16 protein-coding genes are annotated in these 20,021 nt (G+C 74.4%); 11 read left to right on the plus strand and 5 right to left on the minus strand.

What is annotated here, in order from left to right:
• Positions 1-44 precede the first annotated feature (44 nt).
• The 3 genes from ACFCZN_RS14905 to ACFCZN_RS14915 form a co-directional block, all read right to left on the minus strand.
• Positions 45-1,511 carry a polysaccharide lyase family 1 protein gene (locus tag ACFCZN_RS14905; protein WP_430557252.1) on the minus strand — a complete coding sequence of 489 codons (1,467 nt, stop codon included), beginning with the start codon at positions 1,509-1,511 and terminating at the stop codon, positions 45-47.
• A gap of 68 nt (positions 1,512-1,579) precedes the next feature.
• On the minus strand, positions 1,580-2,749 hold the full coding sequence (locus tag ACFCZN_RS14910) for a Gfo/Idh/MocA family protein (RefSeq protein ID WP_430557253.1): 1,170 nt from the start codon (positions 2,747-2,749) through the stop codon (positions 1,580-1,582).
• 39 nt (positions 2,750-2,788) lie between these two features.
• Positions 2,789-4,750 carry a DUF6807 family protein gene (locus ACFCZN_RS14915; protein ID WP_429765075.1) on the minus strand — a complete coding sequence of 654 codons (1,962 nt, stop codon included), beginning with the start codon at positions 4,748-4,750 and terminating at the stop codon, positions 2,789-2,791.
• Positions 4,751-4,951: 201 nt separating this feature from the next.
• On the opposite strand from ACFCZN_RS14915, the gene ACFCZN_RS14920 reads away from it, so the two are divergent.
• From ACFCZN_RS14920 to ACFCZN_RS14930, 3 genes are read left to right on the plus strand one after another with little or no spacing between them, the layout of a single operon-like run.
• Positions 4,952-5,875: a carbohydrate ABC transporter permease gene (locus tag ACFCZN_RS14920; RefSeq protein WP_429765074.1), complete on the plus strand. Its 924-nt coding sequence runs from the start codon at positions 4,952-4,954 to the stop codon at positions 5,873-5,875.
• A complete protein-coding gene (locus ACFCZN_RS14925) occupies positions 5,868-6,815 on the plus strand; it encodes a carbohydrate ABC transporter permease (protein ID WP_429765072.1) in 948 nt (315 codons plus the stop codon). Before ACFCZN_RS14920 ends, ACFCZN_RS14925 begins: the two co-directional genes overlap by 8 nt.
• A gap of 29 nt (positions 6,816-6,844) precedes the next feature.
• Positions 6,845-8,167 carry an ABC transporter substrate-binding protein gene (locus ACFCZN_RS14930; RefSeq protein WP_429765071.1) on the plus strand — a complete coding sequence of 441 codons (1,323 nt, stop codon included), beginning with the start codon at positions 6,845-6,847 and terminating at the stop codon, positions 8,165-8,167.
• A gap of 85 nt (positions 8,168-8,252) precedes the next feature.
• Here the strand turns inward: ACFCZN_RS14930 and ACFCZN_RS14935 are convergent, their stop codons facing one another.
• The gene (locus ACFCZN_RS14935; RefSeq protein WP_429765070.1) at positions 8,253-8,774 is read right to left on the minus strand and encodes a MarR family winged helix-turn-helix transcriptional regulator; all 522 of its coding nucleotides are present in this window, start codon (positions 8,772-8,774) and stop codon (positions 8,253-8,255) included.
• A 112-nt stretch (positions 8,775-8,886) separates the two neighbouring features.
• On the opposite strand from ACFCZN_RS14935, the gene ACFCZN_RS14940 reads away from it, so the two are divergent.
• Genes ACFCZN_RS14940 through ACFCZN_RS14955 form a run of 4 tightly spaced genes read left to right on the plus strand, consistent with a single transcriptional unit; the run spans position 8,887 to position 13,916 of the window.
• Positions 8,887-11,163: an LLM class flavin-dependent oxidoreductase gene (locus ACFCZN_RS14940; RefSeq protein WP_430557254.1), complete on the plus strand. Its 2,277-nt coding sequence runs from the start codon at positions 8,887-8,889 to the stop codon at positions 11,161-11,163.
• A 43-nt stretch (positions 11,164-11,206) separates the two neighbouring features.
• Positions 11,207-12,268 carry an L-glyceraldehyde 3-phosphate reductase gene (mgrA, locus tag ACFCZN_RS14945; protein WP_429765066.1) on the plus strand — a complete coding sequence of 354 codons (1,062 nt, stop codon included), beginning with the start codon at positions 11,207-11,209 and terminating at the stop codon, positions 12,266-12,268.
• Positions 12,269-12,306: 38 nt separating this feature from the next.
• Positions 12,307-13,281 carry a PfkB family carbohydrate kinase gene (locus ACFCZN_RS14950; RefSeq protein ID WP_430557255.1) on the plus strand — a complete coding sequence of 325 codons (975 nt, stop codon included), beginning with the start codon at positions 12,307-12,309 and terminating at the stop codon, positions 13,279-13,281.
• Positions 13,278-13,916 carry a nucleoside/nucleotide kinase family protein gene (locus tag ACFCZN_RS14955; protein WP_430557256.1) on the plus strand — a complete coding sequence of 213 codons (639 nt, stop codon included), beginning with the start codon at positions 13,278-13,280 and terminating at the stop codon, positions 13,914-13,916. The genes ACFCZN_RS14950 and ACFCZN_RS14955 overlap by 4 nt, the downstream gene beginning before the upstream one ends.
• 90 nt (positions 13,917-14,006) lie before the next feature.
• Here the strand turns inward: ACFCZN_RS14955 and ACFCZN_RS14960 are convergent, their stop codons facing one another.
• Complete coding sequence (locus ACFCZN_RS14960; RefSeq protein WP_430547689.1) at positions 14,007-14,480, minus strand: Lrp/AsnC family transcriptional regulator; 474 nt, start codon at positions 14,478-14,480, stop codon at positions 14,007-14,009.
• A 140-nt stretch (positions 14,481-14,620) separates the two neighbouring features.
• Between ACFCZN_RS14960 and ACFCZN_RS14965 the strand changes: the two genes are divergently transcribed.
• Genes ACFCZN_RS14965 through ACFCZN_RS14980 form a run of 4 tightly spaced genes read left to right on the plus strand, consistent with a single transcriptional unit; the run spans position 14,621 to position 20,017 of the window.
• Positions 14,621-15,955 carry a thiamine pyrophosphate-dependent dehydrogenase E1 component subunit alpha gene (locus ACFCZN_RS14965; RefSeq protein WP_430557257.1) on the plus strand — a complete coding sequence of 445 codons (1,335 nt, stop codon included), beginning with the start codon at positions 14,621-14,623 and terminating at the stop codon, positions 15,953-15,955.
• Positions 15,952-16,977, plus strand: coding sequence for an alpha-ketoacid dehydrogenase subunit beta (locus tag ACFCZN_RS14970; RefSeq protein ID WP_430557258.1), 1,026 nt, complete (start codon positions 15,952-15,954; stop codon positions 16,975-16,977). Before ACFCZN_RS14965 ends, ACFCZN_RS14970 begins: the two co-directional genes overlap by 4 nt.
• Positions 16,977-18,386 carry a dihydrolipoamide acetyltransferase family protein gene (locus ACFCZN_RS14975; RefSeq protein ID WP_430557284.1) on the plus strand — a complete coding sequence of 470 codons (1,410 nt, stop codon included), beginning with the start codon at positions 16,977-16,979 and terminating at the stop codon, positions 18,384-18,386. The genes ACFCZN_RS14970 and ACFCZN_RS14975 overlap by 1 nt, the downstream gene beginning before the upstream one ends.
• Positions 18,383-20,017: a carboxyl transferase domain-containing protein gene (locus ACFCZN_RS14980; protein WP_430557259.1), complete on the plus strand. Its 1,635-nt coding sequence runs from the start codon at positions 18,383-18,385 to the stop codon at positions 20,015-20,017. The genes ACFCZN_RS14975 and ACFCZN_RS14980 overlap by 4 nt, the downstream gene beginning before the upstream one ends.
• Positions 20,018-20,021: the final 4 nt, after the last annotated feature.

Consider the following 20,021-nt stretch of genomic DNA (forward strand, 5'->3'; position numbering starts at 1 on the left):
GGTACTACCTCGGCGCGAGGCGTACTACCTCGGCGGGGCTCGTGCTACCTCGGCGGGGTGGAGCGGAGCACGCCCGCTCCGGCACCGGCGTCCACCACGGCGGGCACGGCCCGGGTGGGCAGCAGCCGGTAGCGGTAGTGGTCGGACGGCGTCCAGCGGGCGTCGTCGGCGAGCGGCGCGTCGGCCGTGGCGTTGAACGCGCCGACGGCGTCGACGGGGCGACCGTTCACCAGCGTGCCGGTCTCGCGCAGCATCGTGCCGCCGTAGGCGCCCACGGCCCGCGCGGGCTCGACCCCCGGGGCGAGGCGCAGCGCGTTGTTCTCCACGACCAGGCTCGATTCCTTGCCGGCGCCCCAGAAGTACTGGAACGTCGAGGCCCTCGACTGCTCGTAGGAGTTGTCGTAGACGTGCACGTCGCCGAAGCGCACGCGCGGCGCGCGCTGGCCGATGTCCTGGAAGCGGTTGTGGTGGATCGTCACGCGGTGCTGGCCGCGGTCCTGCAGCCGCGAGTCGGACGAGCCGATGATCATCGTCTTGTCGTGGGACTCGAAGCGGTTCCACGACACGGTCACCAGGTCGCCGCCGTGCGTGACGTCGAGCAGGCCGTCGTGGATCTCGAACGGCCGGCCGAACACCTGCGGCAGGGACGACGCCGGGTGGTCGCCGTCGTCGAAGGTGTTGTGGTCCACCCAGACGCCGGTGGACGTCCAGACGGACAGGTTGTCGTAGGCGGAGTTCCAGCTGCCGAGGTCGCCGTCGGTGGGGTCCCACTGCGGGAAGCAGTCGCGGCCGTCGGAGAGGGTCAGGTTGCGCACGATGACGTTGTGCGAGTCGCGGACCCGCAGGTTCGCGCCGACGACCCGGGCGTCGTCGCCCACGCCGACGATCGTGACGTTCGAGCCGACGTGCACCTGCGTCTGCGCGGCCTGGACCTTGGCGGCCGCGACGCGCGCGTCCTCCAGCGCCCCCCCGGGCTCCTCGGTGCCCCAGACGGCGGGGTCGTACGCCGCGACGTAGTCGTCCATGGAGAACGGGTCGCCGGTGCCCGCCACCGGCACCCGGTCGGCGAAGTCCTGGCAGCCCAGGGCCGCGCCGTCGGCGCCCGTGAAGGCGTCGATCGTGCCGCGCACGTAGACGATGCGCGGCACCTCGAGCCCGCGCCCGTCGTCGAGGTCCGCGCCCGCGCGGCCGCCCAGGGCGTCGCGCAGCTCGGCCCACGTGTCGACGACGTACACCTCGGACGCCGCGGCCGCGGCGCCGCCGGTGACCGGCGCGGCGTCGCGCGTGACGCCCTCCGGGGAGGTGGTCGTGGCGACCGACGCCCAGCCGTCGGCGCCCGGCGTCACGACCTGGCGGCCGAGGTCGGTGCGCGGGGGATGGCCGTGGCCGGCGGGCCCGCCGTGGGCCGAGGCGGCGCCGGCGCCGGCCGTCACCAGCAGCGCGGCGGCGGCGAGGGCGGCGGCCGCGCGGGGACGACGTCCGCCCGGGAGGACAGGGGAGGGCTGGGACATGGTGCGAAACTCCTTCGTTCCGGCGGTCACCCGTCCGACGACGGTGTCGGCCGGGAAGGTGTGGCGCGTCAGCCGGCCCAGGGGGCCCCGAGCTCGGCGAACGTGCGCTGCGTGCGCGCGACCTCGGCGCACCAGCGCTCGACGTCGCGCACCACGGGGCGCCGCTCGTCGCCGTCCCCCTGCCACTCGACGTGCTCGGGCGTGATCGGGGTCGGGTCCGCGCTGGTGCGCACGGCCTCCAGCACGCGCATGAACGCGCCGGTGTCGCGGACGTCGCACAGCAGGGGGCGACGGTCGTCGGCACGGGCGGCCAGCAGGTCGTCCAGCAGGGAGGCACGCCCGTAGGTCTTGTCCATCTGTACCGAGTCCGTGCGCAGCAGCAGGCGGTCGTGCTCGTACTCGAGCACCAGCTCGCCGCGGGAGCCGGTCACGACCACGCGCGCAGGCGTGCGCTCCGCCGCGCACAGGGTGAGGCCGAAGCCGTACCGCCGGCCGGCGGCGTCCTTGACCCGCACCGAGGAGGTGTCGTCCGCCTCGATCGGGTTGGCGCGGTACAGGTCGGTGTCCACCCAGGCGACGTCCTGTGCGGTGGACGCCCCGCCGAGCCGCAGGGTGGTCGCGACGGCGTGCGCCAGCGGGTTGGTCACCACGCCGTCGACGACGTCGCGGCCGTCGAGCCGGCGCCGGCCCGCCCAGGCGGCGCGCTGCCAGTACGACGCGGTGCGCACCCAGGTGCCGACGGCGCCGAGGCCCTGCACCTCGCCGATCTCGCCCCGGGCCAGGAGGTCCGCGGCCGCGGGCAGGGCGTGCGAGCCGAACGTCTGGAAGCCCACCTGGCAGCGGCGGCCCGTCCGCTCGGTCACCGCGACGAGCTCGGCGTGCTCGGCGAGCGACGCCGTCGTCGGCTTCTCCAGCAGCACGTCGATGCCCGCCTCCATCGCGGCGCGCGCGAGCGGCAGGTGCGTGGGGATGGGCGTGCTCAGCACGACGACGTCGACCCGCGCCTGCGGGGTGGACAGGAGGTCGCCGAGCGTCGGGAACCAGGGCGCCCCGGTGTCGTGCGCGTCGTGGCCGGGGCCCGGCTCGCGCGGGTCGACGACGGCGGCGAGCCGCGCCCTTCCGGCGCGCTGGAGCTCGAGGACCCGGCGCACGTGGGAGGCGCCGTGGCCGTGCAGGCCCACGACCGCGATCTGCGGGGCGATCCGGGTGGCAGAGCCGTCGGAGGTCGGGTCGGTCATCGTCGTCCTGTCCGTGTCGTGCCGGGGTTGCCGGGAGGGTCAGCGCAGCGTGGCGGCGAGGGCCGCGGCCTCGTCGTGGTCGAGCGCACGGTCCACGAGCGCGGCCACGACGCCCGTCTCGACGGTGCCGCCTGCGGGCACGACGAGCGGCGTGTCCCAGGCGAGCGCCGGCCCCGCGCCGGGGTACTCCGCGGCGCGCAGGAACCAGGGCCGCGGCGGCGACGTCTGCGCGAGCAGCAGCGTCGTCGGGCGGTCCTCGGCGTAGGGGTCGTGGTGCTGCTGGACGTACGCGACCCAGGGCGACGTGCTGCCGTGGGCCAGGCTCTCGCCCTCGCCCGCCTGCGACAGCACGACCGTGCTCTGCGACATCGGCGCGCGCCAGAAGACGCCACCGTACCCGGCGCCCGGCCGGCCGTTGGTGGCGGGCGAGCGGATCTCCAGCGGCCGGTACGACGCGTGGAGCGTGGTGCGCCAGTCGAGCACCCAGGTGCCGTCGTCGAGGAGGCGGGCGCCGAGCCGACGCTGCTCGTCGAGCAGGGGCTCGCCGTGCTCGTCGTCCCAGCGCACGGTGTCGTGCAGCACGTGGGGCGCGAGCGGGTCGACCTCCGCGCGCGTGCTCACCTGGCGGCCGTGGTTGGGCAGCAGCGTGGGGCCGACGTCGGCCACGAACGTGCGGCCGCCCCAGAAGCTCGTGCCGTTGACGTCGGGCACCGCCACGCTCACGCCGTAGTGGTGCCGGTGGTCCACCGGCTCGGACTCGGTGAGGGCGACGCCCGCCAGCGAGTGCACCGGGTGCAGGTACGGGCGTGGGGAGTGGATGGCCGGCAGCCGCTCGCCGTCGACGTACCGCGCCAGCGGCACCCGGTCGCGGGTGTGCCGCAGCACGATCTCGCGCGGCTCCACGGACCACGTGGGGCCCGGGTCGACGACGTCGGCCTCGGGCGCCGCGGCGGGCTCGGGCTCCGTGACGACGGCCCGCGCGATGCCGCGCGGCACCGGCCCGGTGCTGGAGCGGGCCTCGAGGCGGGCGGTGAACCGGGTGGTGGTGGCCGCGTGCGCGTCGTCGTCGATGACGGCGTGCAGCTCGCGCCACGCCTGCCGGCCCAGCTCGGCCTGGGGCACGGACACGGTGGTCAGGCCGGGCGTCGCGTACCGGGCGAGGTCGATGTCGTCGAAGCCGGCCACCGAGATGTCGCCGGGCACGGCGACGCCCGCCTCGTTGAGCGCGGCCAGGAGGCCGAACGCCACCAGGTCGTTGTAGGCGACGACGGCGGTGGCCCGGCTCGCGAGCACCTCGCCCGCGGCCGCGTGGCCGGAGGCCAGGTCGGCGCCCACGGGAAGCTCGACGATCTCGAGGTCCGGGTGGCGCCGGAGGGCGGTGGCGAGCCCGGTGCGCCGTGCCACGTCGGTGGCGGCGGCCCGCGGGCCGGCGAGGTAGGCGAGGCGGCGGTGCCCGTGGTCGACCAGGTGCTCGACGACCTGGACCGTGGCGTCCTCGTAGTCGATGACCAGGCTGGGGGTGGCCGGGTGCTCGACGGCGCGGTTGATCACGGCCGCGGGGGTCACGAGGGGGAGCAGCGCGTCGAGCGCGGTGCCGGGCATGCGCGGCGCGACCAGGATGAGCGCGTCGCAGCGCATGCGCGCCTCGCGGGCGATGGCCGCCTCCTCCGAGGGGTCCTCGGCGGCGTCGGCGACGAGCACGCGGTAGCCGTCCTCGGCGGCGGCGGACGTCACGCCGCGGAGGATCTGCTGGAACACCGGGTTGCCCAGGTCGGGCACCACGAGCGCGACGGTCTCCGTGCGCCCGAGGGACAGGCTGCGCGCGACGTTGCTGGGGCGGTAGTTCAGGTCGATCGCCGCCTCCTGCACGCGTGCGGCGATGGCGGGGTCGACGGTGCTGCGACCGTTCATCACGCGGGAGACCGTGGCGCGCGAGACGCCGGCCGCGGCGGCGACGTCCGCGATGGTGACGGACGGGCGCCGGACGTTCAGCTCAGGCATCGATGCCTCCTCGGGCTCACGAGCCGACGGTACACCATTGGAAACCGGTTCCTCTCGTGGTACGTTCCCGAGAAGCAACCGGTTTCCAGGAGCTGGAGCACTGGAAGCCCTCAGATCGACGAAGATCGGGAGGCCGGCGATGACAGCCACCAGCACGCCGATCGGCAGCGTGCGCGGCCGGACGAACGGCCGGGTGCCGCGATGGCGGTGATCCAGGAGGTCGCGCGCACCCGCGGGGCCGCCCGGGAGCGGCGCAAGGGCGACGGCAAGGCCGCGGCGCTCTTCCTCGCCCCGTGGTTCGTCGGGCTGGTCCTCGTCACGGCGTTCCCGCTCGTCGCGTCCCTGTACCTGTCCTTCACGGACTACAGCCTGCTCGAGGCCCCCGGCTGGATCGGGCTCGAGAACTACACGGCGATGTTCTCCGACCCGCGCTTCTTCCAGGCGCTCAAGGTGACCTTCACCTACGTGCTCGTCTCGGTGCCGCTGCAGCTCGCCGCCGCGCTCGCCCTCGCCATGGTGCTCGACAAGGGGCTGCGCGGCCTCGCGTTCTACCGGTCCGTCTACTACCTGCCGTCGCTCCTCGGAGGCAGCGTCGCCATCGCGATCCTCTGGCGGCAGGTGTTCGGGGCCGACGGCCTCGTCAACCAGGTCCTCGGGTTCTTCGGGATCGAGGGCGTCGGCTGGGTGTCGCACCCCGACTACGCGCTCGGCACCCTCATGATCCTGAACGTCTGGACGTTCGGCGCGCCGATGATCATCTTCCTGGCCGGGCTGCGGCAGATCCCGGCGATGTACTACGAGGCCGCGTCGATCGACGGCGCGGGCCGGTGGCGCCGGTTCCGCAGCATCACGGTGCCCCTGCTCACGCCGATCATCTTCTTCAACTTGGTGCTGCAGCTCATCGGGGCGTTCCAGTCGTTCACGCAGGCGTTCATCGTCAGCGGGGGCACGGGCGGGCCGGTCGACTCCACGCTCTTCTACACGCTGTACCTCTACGAGAAGGGGTTCAGCTCCTACCAGATGGGGTACGCGTCCGCGATGGCGTGGTTCCTGCTGCTCGTCGTGGCGGGCATGACCGCCGTGAACTTCCTCGCCTCCAAGTTCTGGGTCTTCTACGATGACTGACGCTCCCGCGCGCACCGAGCCGCGCCCCGAGTCGCACCCCGCCGGTCCCCGCCCCACGCTCTCCGAGGTGGCGGCGACCTACCCCGAGCGCCGTCCGCCCCGCGGCCGCGCCTGGGCCGCCGTCCGCCGCGTGCTCCGGCACGTCGCGCTGATCGCCTTCGGGCTCGTCATGCTCTACCCGCTGCTGTGGATGCTGGCGAGCTCGTTCAAGCCGACCGAGCTCATCTTCCGCGAACCCGGGCTGATCCCCACCGAGTGGGACTTCGGCAACTACACCGACGGCTGGAACGCCCTGCTCGACCCGTTCAGCCACTACCTGCTGAACTCGGCGATCGTCGTGCTCGGCTCGGTGCTCGGCAACCTGGTCTCGTGCTCGATGGCGGCCTACGCGTTCGCCCGGCTGAAGTTCCGGGGCCGCAACCTGTGGTTCGCGATCATGCTCATGTCGATCATGCTGCCGATCCACGTGATCATCGTGCCGCAGTACATCCTGTTCTCGTCGCTGTCGTGGATCAACACGTTCCTGCCGCTGATCGTGCCGAAGCTGCTGGCGACGGACGCGTTCTTCGTGTTCCTCATGGTCCAGTTCTTCCGCGGCATCCCGAAGGACCTCGACGAGGCGGCCCGCCTCGACGGCTGCGGGCACGGGCGCATCTTCCTGCGGATCATGCTGCCGCTGTCGCTGCCGGCCCTCGCCACCACCGCGATCTTCACGTTCATCTGGACGTGGAACGACTTCTTCAGCCAGCTCATCTTCCTGACGAAGCCGGACATGTACACCGTGCCCATCGCGCTGCGGACCTTCGTGGACGCCACGAGCAACAGCTCGTGGGGGCCGCTGTTCGCGATGTCGATCGTGTCCCTGATCCCCGTGTTCCTCGTCTTCCTGTTCGGCCAGAAGTACCTCGTCAAGGGCATCGCCACCACCGGCATCAAGTAGTTCGCACCCGTCGTTCGAAGGAGAACCTCATGCGAGTCACAGCCACCCGGGCGGCACGACGCCGCGGCGTCGCGCTCACCGCGCTCACCGCGGCGGGGGCCCTCGCCCTCACCGCCTGCTCCGGCGACTCCGGCGCCCTGCCGTCCGACGACGACGGCGGCGGCGACGGGAACGTCGAGATCCGCTTCGCGTGGTGGGGGTCGGACGACCGGCACAAGACCACCCAGCAGATCATCGACCTGTTCGAGGAGAAGAACCCCGGCATCACCGTCGTGCCGGACTACACCGACTGGGACGGCTACTGGGACAAGCTGGCCACCGCCACGGCGGGCGGCGACACCCCGGACGTCATCACCCAGGAGGAGCGTTACCTCTCCGACTACGCGTCGCGCGGCGTCATCGGCGAGATGACCGGGGTCGACACCTCCGAGATCCCTGCGGACATCCTCAGCACGGGCGAGGTCGACGGGAAGCTCGTCGGCATCCCGACGGGCGTCAACGCGTACGCGATGGTCGCCGACCCGCAGATCTTCGCCGACGCCGGCGTCGAGATGCCGGACGACACGACCTGGACCTGGGACGAGTACGTCGACATCGCGGGGAAGATCTCGAAGGGTGCCGGCGACGGCGTCTGGGGCGCGCAGGACTACGGCTTCAACGAGGCCGGGCTCAACGTGCTCGCCCGGCAGAAGGGCGAGACCCTCTACAACGCGGACGGCACCCTCGGGGTCTCGAAGGAGACGGTCGCGGAGTTCTTCCAGACGTCGCTGGACCTCATGGCGAACGGCGGCCAGCCCGACGCGTCGCGGTCGGTGGAGTACCAGAACGCCGGGCCCGAGGGCTCGCTGCTCGGCACCAACGCGGGCGCGATGGGCGTGTGGTGGTCCAACCAGCTCGGCGCGCTCTCCGACGCGTCCGGGCACGAGCTGGAGCTGCTGCGCCTGCCTGGTGAGTCCGAGTTCGAGCGCACCGGCATGTACTTCAAGCCGGCCATGTACTACTCGATCTCCGCGAAGACGGAGCACCCGGAGGAGTCGGCGAAGCTCGTGGACTTCCTGCTCAACGACCCGGAGGTCGCCAAGCTGCAGCTCACCGACCGCGGCCTCCCGGCCAACCTGACGGTGCGCGAGGCGATCCTGCCCGAGCTCGCGGCCGCGGACCAGAAGGTCGCGGACTTCATGGCGGCCCTGGAGCCCGACATCGTCGACAACCCGGCGGTGCCGCCGAACGGCGCGAACGAGATCCAGGACATCATGATCCGGATCAACACCGAGGTGCTGTTCGAGCGCATGACGCCCGACGAGGCCGCCGACGCGTTCCTCAAGGACGTCGGCGCCGCGATCGGCGGCTGACCCGGCTCCCCCTCGAGAAAGCGGTCTGCCGCGTCATCCGCTCGGATGCCGCGGCAGATCGCGTTCTGGAAGGGTTTTCGCAGGGTCACGCGGACGGGTCGACGACGCGCGCGACGACGGCGCAACGGTCGTCGCCCGGCGCGGCGCCGGTGGCGGCGCGCACGAGCAGGTGGCGCAGGGCGTCGCGCTCGGCGAGGTCCAGCCCGGCGAGCAGCTCGTCCTCCGCGACGCGCACGCGGGCGTCGAGGTCGGCGAGCACGGCCCGGCCGTGGTCCGTCACGACGATCCGGCGGGCGCGCCGGTCGGCCGGGTCGGGCTGCCGCTCGACGAGGCCGCAGCCGGCCAGCTCGTCGAGCAGGTAGGTCATCACGGTGCGGTCGATGCCGAGCCGGGCGGCGAGCGCCGCCTGGGTGGGCGGCGCGTCGTGGGTGACGGCGGCGAGGACCTCGTAGCCGCGCCCGCCGTGCGGGACGTCGGCGCAGGCGGCGGCGACGCGGGTGCTCCACTCGCGCAGCAGCGCGGCCAGCGACCAGCCCAGCGGGGACGGGGCGTCCGGGCCGGCGGCGGTCTCCGCGGTGCTGCGCGTGGGGTCGGCGGTGGTGCTCACGGTGCCATCGTAAGCGGAATGCGCGGCTCGCCAGAAGAGTTGCCGCTGCTATCGTCTGTGCGACAGACGATCTCCCGGACGACGGGAGCGGTCCTCCCGCGAAAGGTCCCGCATGACGGACTACGGCCACGACCTGGTCTTCGGCACGTTCCTCACCCCCACGAACCGCGACCCGCAGCAGCCGGTGCGCCTCGCGCAGGTCGCCGAGGCGGCCGGGCTCGACCTGGTGACGTTCCAGGACCACCCGTACCAGCCCGGGTTCCTCGACACCTGGACGCTGCTGTCGTGGGTGGCCGCGCAGACCGAGCGGGTGACCGTCGCGGGCAACGTGCTCAACCTGCCGCTGCGGCCGCCCGCCGTGCTGGCGCGCGCCATCGCGTCCCTCGACCTGCTGTCCGGCGGGCGGGCCGCGCTCGGCCTCGGCGCGGGCGGGTTCTGGGACCCGATCGTCGCGATGGGCGGCACCCGCCTGACCCCGGGGGAGTCCGTCGACGCGCTCGAGGAGGCGCTCGACATCATCCGCGGCCTCTGGGACGGCCGGGAGCGCCGCGCGCTGCGGGTCGAGGGCGACCACCACCGCGTCGTCGGTGCCAAGCGCGGGCCCGAGCCCGCCCACGACGTCCCGATCTGGCTCGGCGCGCTCAAGCCCCGGATGCTCCGCCTCATCGCCCGCAAGGCCGACGGCTGGCTGCCGTCGCTCGCGTACCTCGAGGACGGCGACCTGCAGCGCGGGCACGCGATCATCGACGAGGCCGCCGAGGAGGCGGGCCGCCATCCGGCCGAGATCCGGCGCCTGCTCAACGTGCAGGGCGCGGTGACCGCGCAGCCGCAGGGCTTCCTGCAGGGGCCGGTGGAGCAGTGGGTCGACGAGCTGGCGGCCCTCGCGCTCGAGGACGGCATCGGCACCGTCATCCTCGCCGCCGACGACCCGACCCTCATCCAGGTCTACGGCCAGGAGGTCGCGCCCGCGGTCCGCGAGCTGGTGGCGCGCGAGCGGGCGACGTCGGGCACGGCGCCCGCCGCGACGCAGCGCGGCGGGCGGGCCATCGCGCTGCGCCGGCCCGGCATCGACTACGCCGCGGTGCCCGCGGCGCTGGCCGCGTCCGCCGTCGAGCCCGGCGACCGCGCGTACGACGCGGTGCGGCACAACTACCTGCGCTCCGGGGCGCCCGGCCTCGTCCTGCGTCCCCGCGACGCCGCGCAGGTGGCCGAGGCCGTCCGGTTCGCGCGGTCGCAGGACGTGCCGCTCGGCGTCCGGTCCGGCGGGCACGGCATCAGCGGCCGGTCCACGAACGACGGCGGGATCGTCGTCGACCTGGGCGCGCTCGACCAGGTCGAGGTGGTCGACGAGGCCACCCGGCGCGTGCGCGTCGGCGTGGGCGCCACGTGGGGCCGCGTCGCCGAGGCGCTCGCGCCGCGCGGCTGGGCGATCAGCTCCGGCGACTCCGGCGGGGTCGGGGTGGGCGGGCTGGCCACCGCCGGCGGCGTCGGCTTCCTCGGCCGCCTGTACGGGCTGACGATCGACCACGTCGTCGCGGCGGAGGTGGTCACGGCGGACGGGCGCGTGGTGCGGGCGTCCGCCGACGAGAACCCGGACCTCTTCTGGGGGCTGCGCGGCGCGGGCGGCAACCTGGGCGTCGTCACGTGGGTGGAGATCGAGGCGATGGCGCTCGGGGATCAGGGCGCCGTCGTGTTCTCCCAGATGACGCTCGACGCGTCCGACGTCGCGGGCACCCTCGAGCGGTGGGGCGCCGTCGTGGAGTCCGCGCCGCGCGAGCTCACGAGCTTCCTCATCCTGTCGCCGGGACGTCGTGGGGAGGGCCCGGTCGCCCAGCTCATGACCGTGTGGGCGGGCGACGACACGGACGCCGCCGTCGAGCAGCTCGAGCGGCTGGCCGGCGCCGGGCCGCTGCTGGGCCACCAGGCGTACCTGCTGCCCTACGCGGGCGTCGTGCAGGCGGGGGAGAAGCACCACCAGGGCGGCGGGGACCCCGCCGTGCGCTCCGGGCTGGTGGCGCACCTGGACGCCGCGACCGCCCGCGCGTTCGAGAAGCTCGCGCTGTCCGGGGAGGCGTACTTCCTGCAGGTGCGCGCCACCGGCGGCGCCGCGAACGACGTCGACGAGGGTGCGACGGCGTACGCGCACCGGCATCAGAACTTCCTGCTGTCCGCGATGTCGTCGTCGCAGGCCCGGCTCGACGCCGTGTGGGACGACGTCATGGCGCCGTACACGGACGGGCTCTACCTGTCGTTCGACACCGACACCCGGCCGGAGCGGCTCGCCGACGCCTTCCCCGAGCCCACCCTCACCCGGCTGCGCGAGGTGAAGCGCGACTGGGACCCGGACAACGTCTTCCGCGCCAACTTCCCGGTGCGGCCGGCGGAGTGAGCCGGGGGCGCGGCGCGTCGGCCGGGTGCGCGAGGATGGGGCCATGCCTCTCGCACCTCGGTACCTGGCCGACGACGCCCGCTACGAGTCGATGACCTACCGCCGCACCGGTCGCTCCGGCCTGGACCTGCCCGCCCTGTCGCTGGGCCTGTGGCACAACTTCGGCGACGTGAACCCGTTCGACACCCAGCGCGCCATCCTGCGCCGGGCGTTCGACCTGGGCATCACCCACTTCGACCTGGCCAACAACTACGGCCCGCCGTACGGCTCGGCGGAGGAGAACTTCGGCCGCCACCTGGCCAAGGACCTCGCGCCGTACCGCGACGAGCTCGTCATCTCCACGAAGGCGGGCTACGACATGTGGCCAGGCCCGTACGGCGACCACGGCTCCCGCAAGTACCTGCTCGCCTCGCTCGACCAGTCCCTGACGCGGATGGGCCTGGACCACGTCGACGTCTTCTACCACCACCGGCCCGACCCCTCGACGCCGCTGGAGGAGACGATGGGCGCGCTCGCGTCCGCCGTCCAGCAGGGCAAGGCGACGTACGTCGGCGTCTCCAACTACTCGCCGTCGCGCACGCGCGAGGCCGCGCAGGTGCTCGCCGACCTGGGGGTGCCGCTGCTCATCCACCAGCCCAGCTACTCGATGTTCAACCGGCACGTGGAGATCGCCGACCGTGACGACGCCTACGACGGACACCAGAGCGAGTCGCTGCTCGACGTCGTCGAGGACCTCGGCGTCGGCACGATCGTCTTCTCCCCGCTGGCGCAGGGCCTGCTCACCGGGCGCTACCTGGGCGGGTCGGCGCCGGAGGGTTCGCGCGCCGCACGCAGCGACTCGCCGTTCCTGTCGTCGTCGAACCTCACGGACACCTACCTCGACCGGGCGCGGGCGCTGAACGCCGTCGCCGAGGGCCGTGGCCAGACGCTCGCACAGCTCGCCCTGTCGTGGGTGCTGCGCGACGCGCGCGTGACGTCGGCGCTCATCGGCGCCTCGTCCGTGGCGCAGCTCGAGGACAACGTGGCCGCGCTGTCCGCGCCGGCGCTCACCGACGACGAGATCGCCGCCATCGAGCCGCACGCCGTGGACGGCACCGGCCGCTGACCCGCGGTCGGCGCTCATAGGCCAGAAGGGAGCGGTCGATGGTGGTCTGCTGGTTTGTCGGGCTGACGACGCTCGACGTCGTGCACCGGGCGTCGGGACGGCCGGGCGCGAACGAGAAGGTGACCGCGTCGCGGCAGGACGTCGCGGCCGGCGGCCCGGCGGCCAACGCCGCCGTCACGGCGGCCGTCCTCGAGACGCACGCGATCCTCGTCAGCGCGCTCGGCGCCGGGCCGATCGCCCAGGCGGTGCGGGCCGACCTCGACGACCGCGAGGTGCAGGTGCACGACGTCGCGGGCCCGGACGAGGAGTTCCCGCTCGCCGTCTCGGCGGTCCTCGTCGACGCCGCGACGGGCGAGCGGTCGGTGGTCTCGCCCGACGCCTCGCTCGTCGAGGTGCCCGCGCCGCGGCCGGACGCGCTCGCGGGCCTGCCGCGGCCGGACGTCGTCCTCTTCGACGGCCATCACCCCGAGATCGCCCGGGCCGTGCTCGCGCACGTCGACGTCCTGCGGCCCCGGCCGCTGATCGTGGTGGACGGCGGCCGGTGGCGGCCCGTGTTCGCCGACCTGCTGCCCGCCGCGGACGTCGCGGCCCTCAGCGCCGACTTCACCGTCCCGCGGGACGTCGCGCCCGGCGCGACCGACGCGGCGCACGGCGCGCTGGTGCTCGGTGCGGGAGCCGCCGTGGTCACGCACGGCAGCGACCCGGTGACCTGGGCCCTGCCGCGCCGGCGCGACGACGGCGCCGTCGAGGTCGGCGAGCGCGGCACCGTGCCCGTCCCGACGGTCGACGTGCAGGACACCCTCGGCGCGGGCGACGCGTTCCATGGCGCGCTGGCCGTGGCCCTCGCCCGCGGGGAAGGGCTGGCGGACGCCTGCGCCGCCGCGGTGCGCGTCGCGAGCGTGCGCGTGCGGAAGGTCGGGCCGCGGGCCTGGCTCGCCCATCTCCCCGAGCTGTCAGAGCCGCACGGGGGTCTGGACCGACCGGGGTCTGACAGCTCGCGGGACGAGGGGTGACGGCGGTCGCCGCGACGACGGCGGAGCTCGTCGCACGCGCCCGGCGGCTGGCGGTGCCCGGCGAGCGGCGGGTCCTCGGGATCGTCGGTGGGCCGGGTGCGGGGAAGTCGACGCTCGCTCGCGCGGTCGTCGCCGGGCTCGGGCCGGCGCTCGCCGTCGAGGTCGGGATGGACGGCTACCACCTGTCGAACGCCGTCCTGGCGGACCTCGGCCGGCGGGAGCGCAAGGGCGCGATCGACACGTTCGACGACGCCGGGTACGCGGCGCTGGTCGCCCGCCTCGTCGACGCGCGGCCCGGCGACCCGCCCGTCTTCGCGCCGGTCTTCCGGCGCGAGATCGAGGAGCCCGTCGCCGCGGGGGTGGCCGTGGCGTCCGACGTGCCGCTGGTCGTGACGGAGGGGAACTACCTGCTCGCGCCGACCGGCGCATGGCCTGCCGCCCGGGCCCGCATGGCCGAGGTCTGGTACCTCGACGCGCCCGACGACGTCCGCCTCGCCCGGCTGGAGGAGCGCCACCACGCCTTCGGCAAGAGCCGCGACGACGCCCGCCGCTGGGCGCGCGGCTCGGACCAGGTCAACGCCGAGCTGATCCAGGCGACGCGCGACCGCGCCGACGTCGTCGTCCGCTGGTCCTGACCGTCGAGCAGGAGATCCGTCGCGGCAGCCGTGGGCCTGCCGCGACGGATCGCATGCTCGACAGGTGGTGCAGGCCGCGCGGGAGGAACGTCAGAGGGAGCGCCGGGCCGCCTCGATCAGGGGGCGGATGCGGTAGGGGATCAGCTCGCCCATGGACAGCGACGTCTCGGTGCGCTCGACGCCGTCGATGGCGAGGATGGCGGCGTCGATGCGGAACAGGTGGTCGGTGTCCCGGCACACGACGTGCACGCGGAGGTCGGCGGCGCCGCTGTGCCCGTACGCCTGGACGACCTCCGGGATCTCCGCCAGCCGGTCGACGATGGCGGGCAGCTCGCGCTGACGCACGGTGACCTCGAGGAACGCCGTCAGCGGGTGGCCCAGGGCAGCGGGGTTGATGCGGCGGTCGAAGTCGAGGAAGGCGCCCGACTCCTCGAGCCGGGTCAGCCGCGCGTGCACGGTGTTCCGGGACAGGCGCAGGCGCTCCGCGAGGGCGGCGACGGTGGCCCGCGGGTCGTCGGCGAGGGCCGTCAGGAGGCTCAGGTCCACGGCGTCGTAGCTGCGCACATCGACCAGCCTAACGGCGTCGGCCTGAGCACTCTGCTCAACGTGTCGTGGGGTGCTGGTCGCACTCTGTGAGCGGCGTTACGTTCGCGGTATCCGGCGCTCGACGCGGAGCGGCCGGCGACACGCGAGGTGAGGCGACGATGCCCAGCACCATGGGTTCGACGTCCCGCGACGACCTGTCACGAGCGGGTGCAGCGCGGGCGGAGACGGCGTCCGGTACGACGGACGGAACGACGACAGACGGCACGAACGGCAGCACGAACCCGGGCACGACGGCGGCCGGCACGGCGAGCACGGCGCGGCCGGGCGACATCCCGCTGCGCCTGCTCGACGAGAAGGGCGTGCGGCACCCCGACCCGGCGCTCGACCGCTGGCTGACGGACGTCGACGCGGGCACGGGCGACGCCCGGGCGGCGCTGCTGGCGCTGTACGAGGAGATGGTCGTGGCCCGGCGCATCGACGCCGAGGCGACGGCGCTGCAGCGGCAGGGCGAGCTCGCGCTGTGGCCGCCGCTGCAGGGCCAGGAGGCCGCCCAGGTGGGCTCGGCCGCCGCCCTGCGCACCGACGACTTCGTGTTCTCCAGCTACCGGGAGCACGCCGTCGCCCGCAAGCGCGGCGTCGCCCCCGTGGACCTGCTGCGCGTGTGGCGCGGCATCACGGCGTCGGGCTGGGACCCGTACGCGGTGAACATGGCGACGCCACAGGTCATCATCGGAGCGCAGGCGCTGCACGGCGTGGGCTACGCGCTGGGGATCCAGGCGGACGTCGAGCGCGGCGTCGTCGAGCCGCGCCAGGACGGGACGGACGACGACGGCACGGCCGCCGTCGTGGCGTACGTCGGCGACGGCGCGATGAGCCAGGGCGACGTCAACGAGGCGTTCGTCTTCGCGGCGACGTGGCAGGTGCCGCTGGTGCTGTTCTGCCAGAACAACCAGTGGGCGATCTCCGAGCCGGTGACGCTGCAGTCGGGCGTGCCGCTGGTGCGCCGGGCGGACGGCTTCGGCGTCCCGGGCGTGCGCGTGGACGGCAACGACGTGCTCGCCGTCCTCGCCGTGACGCGCGAGGCGCTGCACCGGGCGCGCACCGGCGGAGGCCCGACGTTCGTCGAGGCCGTGACGTACCGGATGGGCCCGCACACCACCGCCGACGACCCCACCCGCTATCGCGACGCGTCCGAGCTGGACGCCTGGGCCGAGCGCGACCCGGTCGCGCGGCTCGCGGCGTACCTGCGGGCCGGTGGCCTGCTCACCGACGACGACGAGGCGCGGGTGCGCGCGGCGGCCGACGCCGTCGCCGCCGAGCTGCGGGCCGGCGTCGTCGCCCTCGAGGACCCGCCGCCGCTGAGCGTCTTCGACCACGTGTACGCCGAGCCGCACGCGACCGTGGCGGCCGAGCGGGCTGAGCACGCGGCGTACCTGGCGGGCTTCGCCGACACGACCACCGGGACGACGAGCGGCGAGGGGGCCGACCGATGACCACCCAGACGCTCACGCTCGCCAAGGCGCTCGGCGCCGGGCTGCGCCGCGCGATGACCGACGACCCGACCGTCATGGTGCTCGGCGAGGACATCGGCCGCCTCGGCGGCGTGTACCGCGTGACCGACGGGCTGCAGGCGGAGTTCGGCCCCCGCCGCGTGGTGGACACGCCGCTCGCGGAGTCCGGCATCCTCGGCACCGCCGTCGGCCTCGCGTACCGCGGCTACCGGCCCGTGGTGGAGATCCAGTTCGACGGCTTCGTCTACGTGGCGTTCGACCAGATCGTCAGCCAGCTCGCCAAGATGCACGCCCGCACGAACGGCAAGGTGAAGCTGCCCGTGACGATCCGCATCCCCGTGGCCGGCGGCATCGGCGCCGCCGAGCACCACTCCGAGTCGCCGGAGGCGTACTTCGTGCACACGGCCGGGCTGCGCGTGGTGTCGGTGTCGAACCCGCAGGACGCGTCGACCGTGCTGCGCCAGGCGATCGCCTGCGACGACCCGGTCGTGTTCTTCGAGCCCAAGCGGCTGTACCACGTCAAGGGCGAGGTGGACGCGGACCTGCCGCTCGTCGACGCGCCGCCGATGGGCACCGCGCGGGTGGTCCGGCCGGGCGACGACGTCACGCTCGTGACGTTCGGCTCGCACGTCGCGACGGCGCTCGACGCCGCCACCGCGGCGTCCGACGAGGGCGTCTCGGTCGAGGTGATCGACCTGCGCTCGCTGTCCCCCGTCGACCACGACACGATCGCGGCGTCCGTGCGGCGCACCGGGCGGCTCGTCGTGCTGCACGAGGGGCCGCGGCAGGCCGGCGTCGGCGCCGAGATCGCGACGTCGGTCACCGAGCGCTGCTTCGACTTCCTCGAGGCGCCGCCCGCCCGCGTCACCGGCTACGACATCCCGTACCCGCCCGCGAAGCTCGAGGGCAACCAGGTGCCCGACCTCGACCGCGTGCTCGTCGCCGTCGACCGTGTGCTCGGCCGGGTGCCGGCGTCGGGCGCCGGCGTGGAGGTGGGAGCGTGATGGCGACGCGCGAGTTCAAGCTGCCCGACCTCGGCGAGGGGCTGACCGAGTCCGAGGTCGTCGAGTGGCGCGTGGCCGTGGGCGACGCCGTCGAGCTCAACCAGGTGATCGCGGAGGTGGAGACCGCCAAGGCGCTGGTCGAGCTGCCGTCGCCGTGCGCCGGCGTCGTGCGGGTGCTGCACGCCGAGGAGGGGCAGACCGTCGAGGTCGGCGAGCCGCTGGTCACCTTCGACCTGTCAGGACCAGGTGCACCAGAACCTGCTCCTGGTCCTGACAACTCTGCGGGTTCGGCGGGGGAGGACAGCCCGGAGCCGAACCTCGTCGGGTACGGCGCGCGCCCCGCGCGCACGGGACGCCCGGCGCGACGACGGCGCCGGGACGCCCCGGTCGCCGTCCCGGCTCCCGCCGCGGCGGCGACCCCGGCCCCGACAGCTTCCGCGAACGGCGTCGCGTCGTCCCCGTCGCCGGACGGGCGGGGGGAGCGGCCGCGGTCGACGCCGGTCGTGCGGGCGCTGGCGCGGCAGCACGGGATCGACCTCGCCACCATCACGGGCACGGGCCCGCACGGCCGCGTCACGCGCGACGACGTCGAGGCGGCGTCGTCGGGCACCGCGGGCCCGGTGGCACAGGGCCCGACGTCGGCCCCCGCGAGGACGGCGGACGGCGAGACACGCACCCCGGTGCGCAGCGTCCGCAGGCGCACGGCCGCGGCGATGGTCGCGAGCGCGGCGGCGCCGCAGGCGTCGGTGTTCCTCACCGTGGACGTCACGGCGAGCATGGAGCTGCTGGCCCGGCTCAAGACGCACCCGATGGCGGGCGGTCAGCGGATCACGGTGCTCGCGCTGGTGGCGCGCGCCGTCCTCGCGCTGCTGCCGCAGCACCCGTCGCTCACGAGCCGCTGGGTCGACCTGCCGGGCGGCGAGGCGGAGATCGTCCGGCCCGCGCACGTGAACCTCGGCATCGCCGTCGCGACGGACCGCGGGCTGGTCGCGCCGCACGTCCCCGCCGCGGACACGCTGTCGCTCACCGGGTTGGCCGCCGCCCTGACGGACCTCACGACGACGGCGCGGGCCGGCCGGACCACGCCCGAGCGGCTGATGAACGGGACGCTGACCATCACGAACATCGGCGTTTTCGGGGTGGACTCGGGCACGCCGATCCTCAACCCGGGCGAGCCCGCGATCCTCGGCCTCGGCCAGGTGGCGCGCCGGCCGTGGGAGCACGACGGCGAGGTCGCGCTGCGGCAGGTGACGACGCTCAGCCTCACGTTCGACCACCGCGTGGTGGACGGCGAGCAGGGCGCCCGCTTCCTCGCCGAGCTGGGGGCGGTGCTCGCCGACCCGGCGCTCACCGTGCTGCTGGGCGGGGACACCCCCGTCCCGGCCCCCGAGGGAGAGGAGCCCGCGTGACCGTCCTCGACTCCGCCGTCGACCCCCGCGCCGACGCGGCCCGCGCCAACGAAGAGGCGCAGCGGGCGCTCGCGGACCGGCTCCGCGAGCGCACCGCCGTCGCCGCGGCGGGCGGCACCCGGCGCGCCCGCGACCAGCACGTCTCGCGCGGCAAGCTGCTGCCACGGGACCGCGTGGCACGGCTCCTCGACGAGGGCAGCCCGTTCCTCGAGGTGGCGCCGCTCGCGGCGTTCGGCGTGGACGACGGGGCCTGGCCGGGCGCGGGCGTCATCGCCGGCGTCGGGCTGGTGAGCGGGCGGCAGGTGATGGTGGTCTGCAACGACGCGACCGTCAAGGGCGGCACCTACCACCCGCTCACCGTGAAGAAGCACCTGCGGGCGCAGGAGATCGCGCTGGAGAACCGGCTGCCGTGCGTCTACCTCGTGGACTCGGGCGGCGCGTTCCTCCCCCGGCAGGACGAGGTGTTCCCCGACCGCGACCACTTCGGGCGGATCTTCTACCACCAGGCGAGGCTGTCGGCGGCGCGCGTCCCGCAGATCTCGGCCGTGCTGGGCTCGTGCACCGCGGGCGGCGCGTACGTGCCGGCGATGAGCGACGAGACCGTCATCGTGCGCGACCAGGGCACGATCTTCCTGGGCGGCCCGCCGCTGGTGAAGGCCGCGATCGGCGAGGACGTCACGGCCGAGGAGCTGGGCGGCGGGGAGCTGCACGCGCGGCGGTCCGGCGTCGTCGACCACCTCGCCGAGGACGACGAGCACGCGCTCGACCTGGTGCGCGACATCGTGAGCACGCTGCCGCCGGACCCGGAGCCAGCGTGGGACGTCGCGCCCTCCCGGGAGCCCGTCGTCGACCCGCAGGGCCTGTACGCGGCCGTGCCGGTGGACGTGCAGCAGCCCTACGACCCGCGCGAGGTGATCGCCCGGATCGTCGACGGGAGCGAGCTGCACGAGTTCAAGCCGGAGTACGGCACGACGCTCGTCACGGGGTTCGCGCGGATCCACGGCCACCCGGTGGGGGTGCTGGCCAACGCGGGCGTGCTGTTCCGCGAGTCGGCGCTCAAGGGCGCGCACTTCGTGGAGCTGTGCGACCAGCGCGGCATCCCGCTGCTGTTCCTGCAGAACATCTCCGGGTTCATGGTGGGCCGCGACGCGGAGGCGGGCGGCATCGCCAAGGACGGCGCCAAGATGGTCACCGCCGTCGCGACGACCCGCGTGCCGAAGCTGACCGTCATCGTGGGCGGCTCGTTCGGCGCCGGGAACTACGCGATGTGCGGGCGGGCGTACTCGCCGCGCTTCCTGTGGTCGTGGCCCGGCTCCCGCATCTCGGTGATGGGCGGCGCGCAGGCGTCGTCCGTGCTCGCGACCGTGAAGCGCGACCAGCTCGCCCGCCGCGGCGAGGAGTGGGACGCGGGCGAGGAGGAGTCCTTCCGCGCCGAGATCCGCGAGGGCTACGAGGTGGCCGGCGACCCGTACCACGCGACGTCGCGCCTGTGGGACGACGGCATCGTCGACCCGCCCGACACCCGCCGCGTGCTGGGCCTCGCGCTGGGCGTGTGCGCCCGCACCCCGCTGCCCGGCGGCTCCCCGACCGCCCCCGACGACGAGCCCCGCTTCGGGCTCTTCCGGATGTGAGGGC

Origin of the sequence: Isoptericola sp. NPDC056134 (genome assembly GCF_042264825.1) — a bacterium.
Classification (GTDB): domain Bacteria; phylum Actinomycetota; class Actinomycetes; order Actinomycetales; family Cellulomonadaceae; genus Isoptericola; species Isoptericola nanjingensis.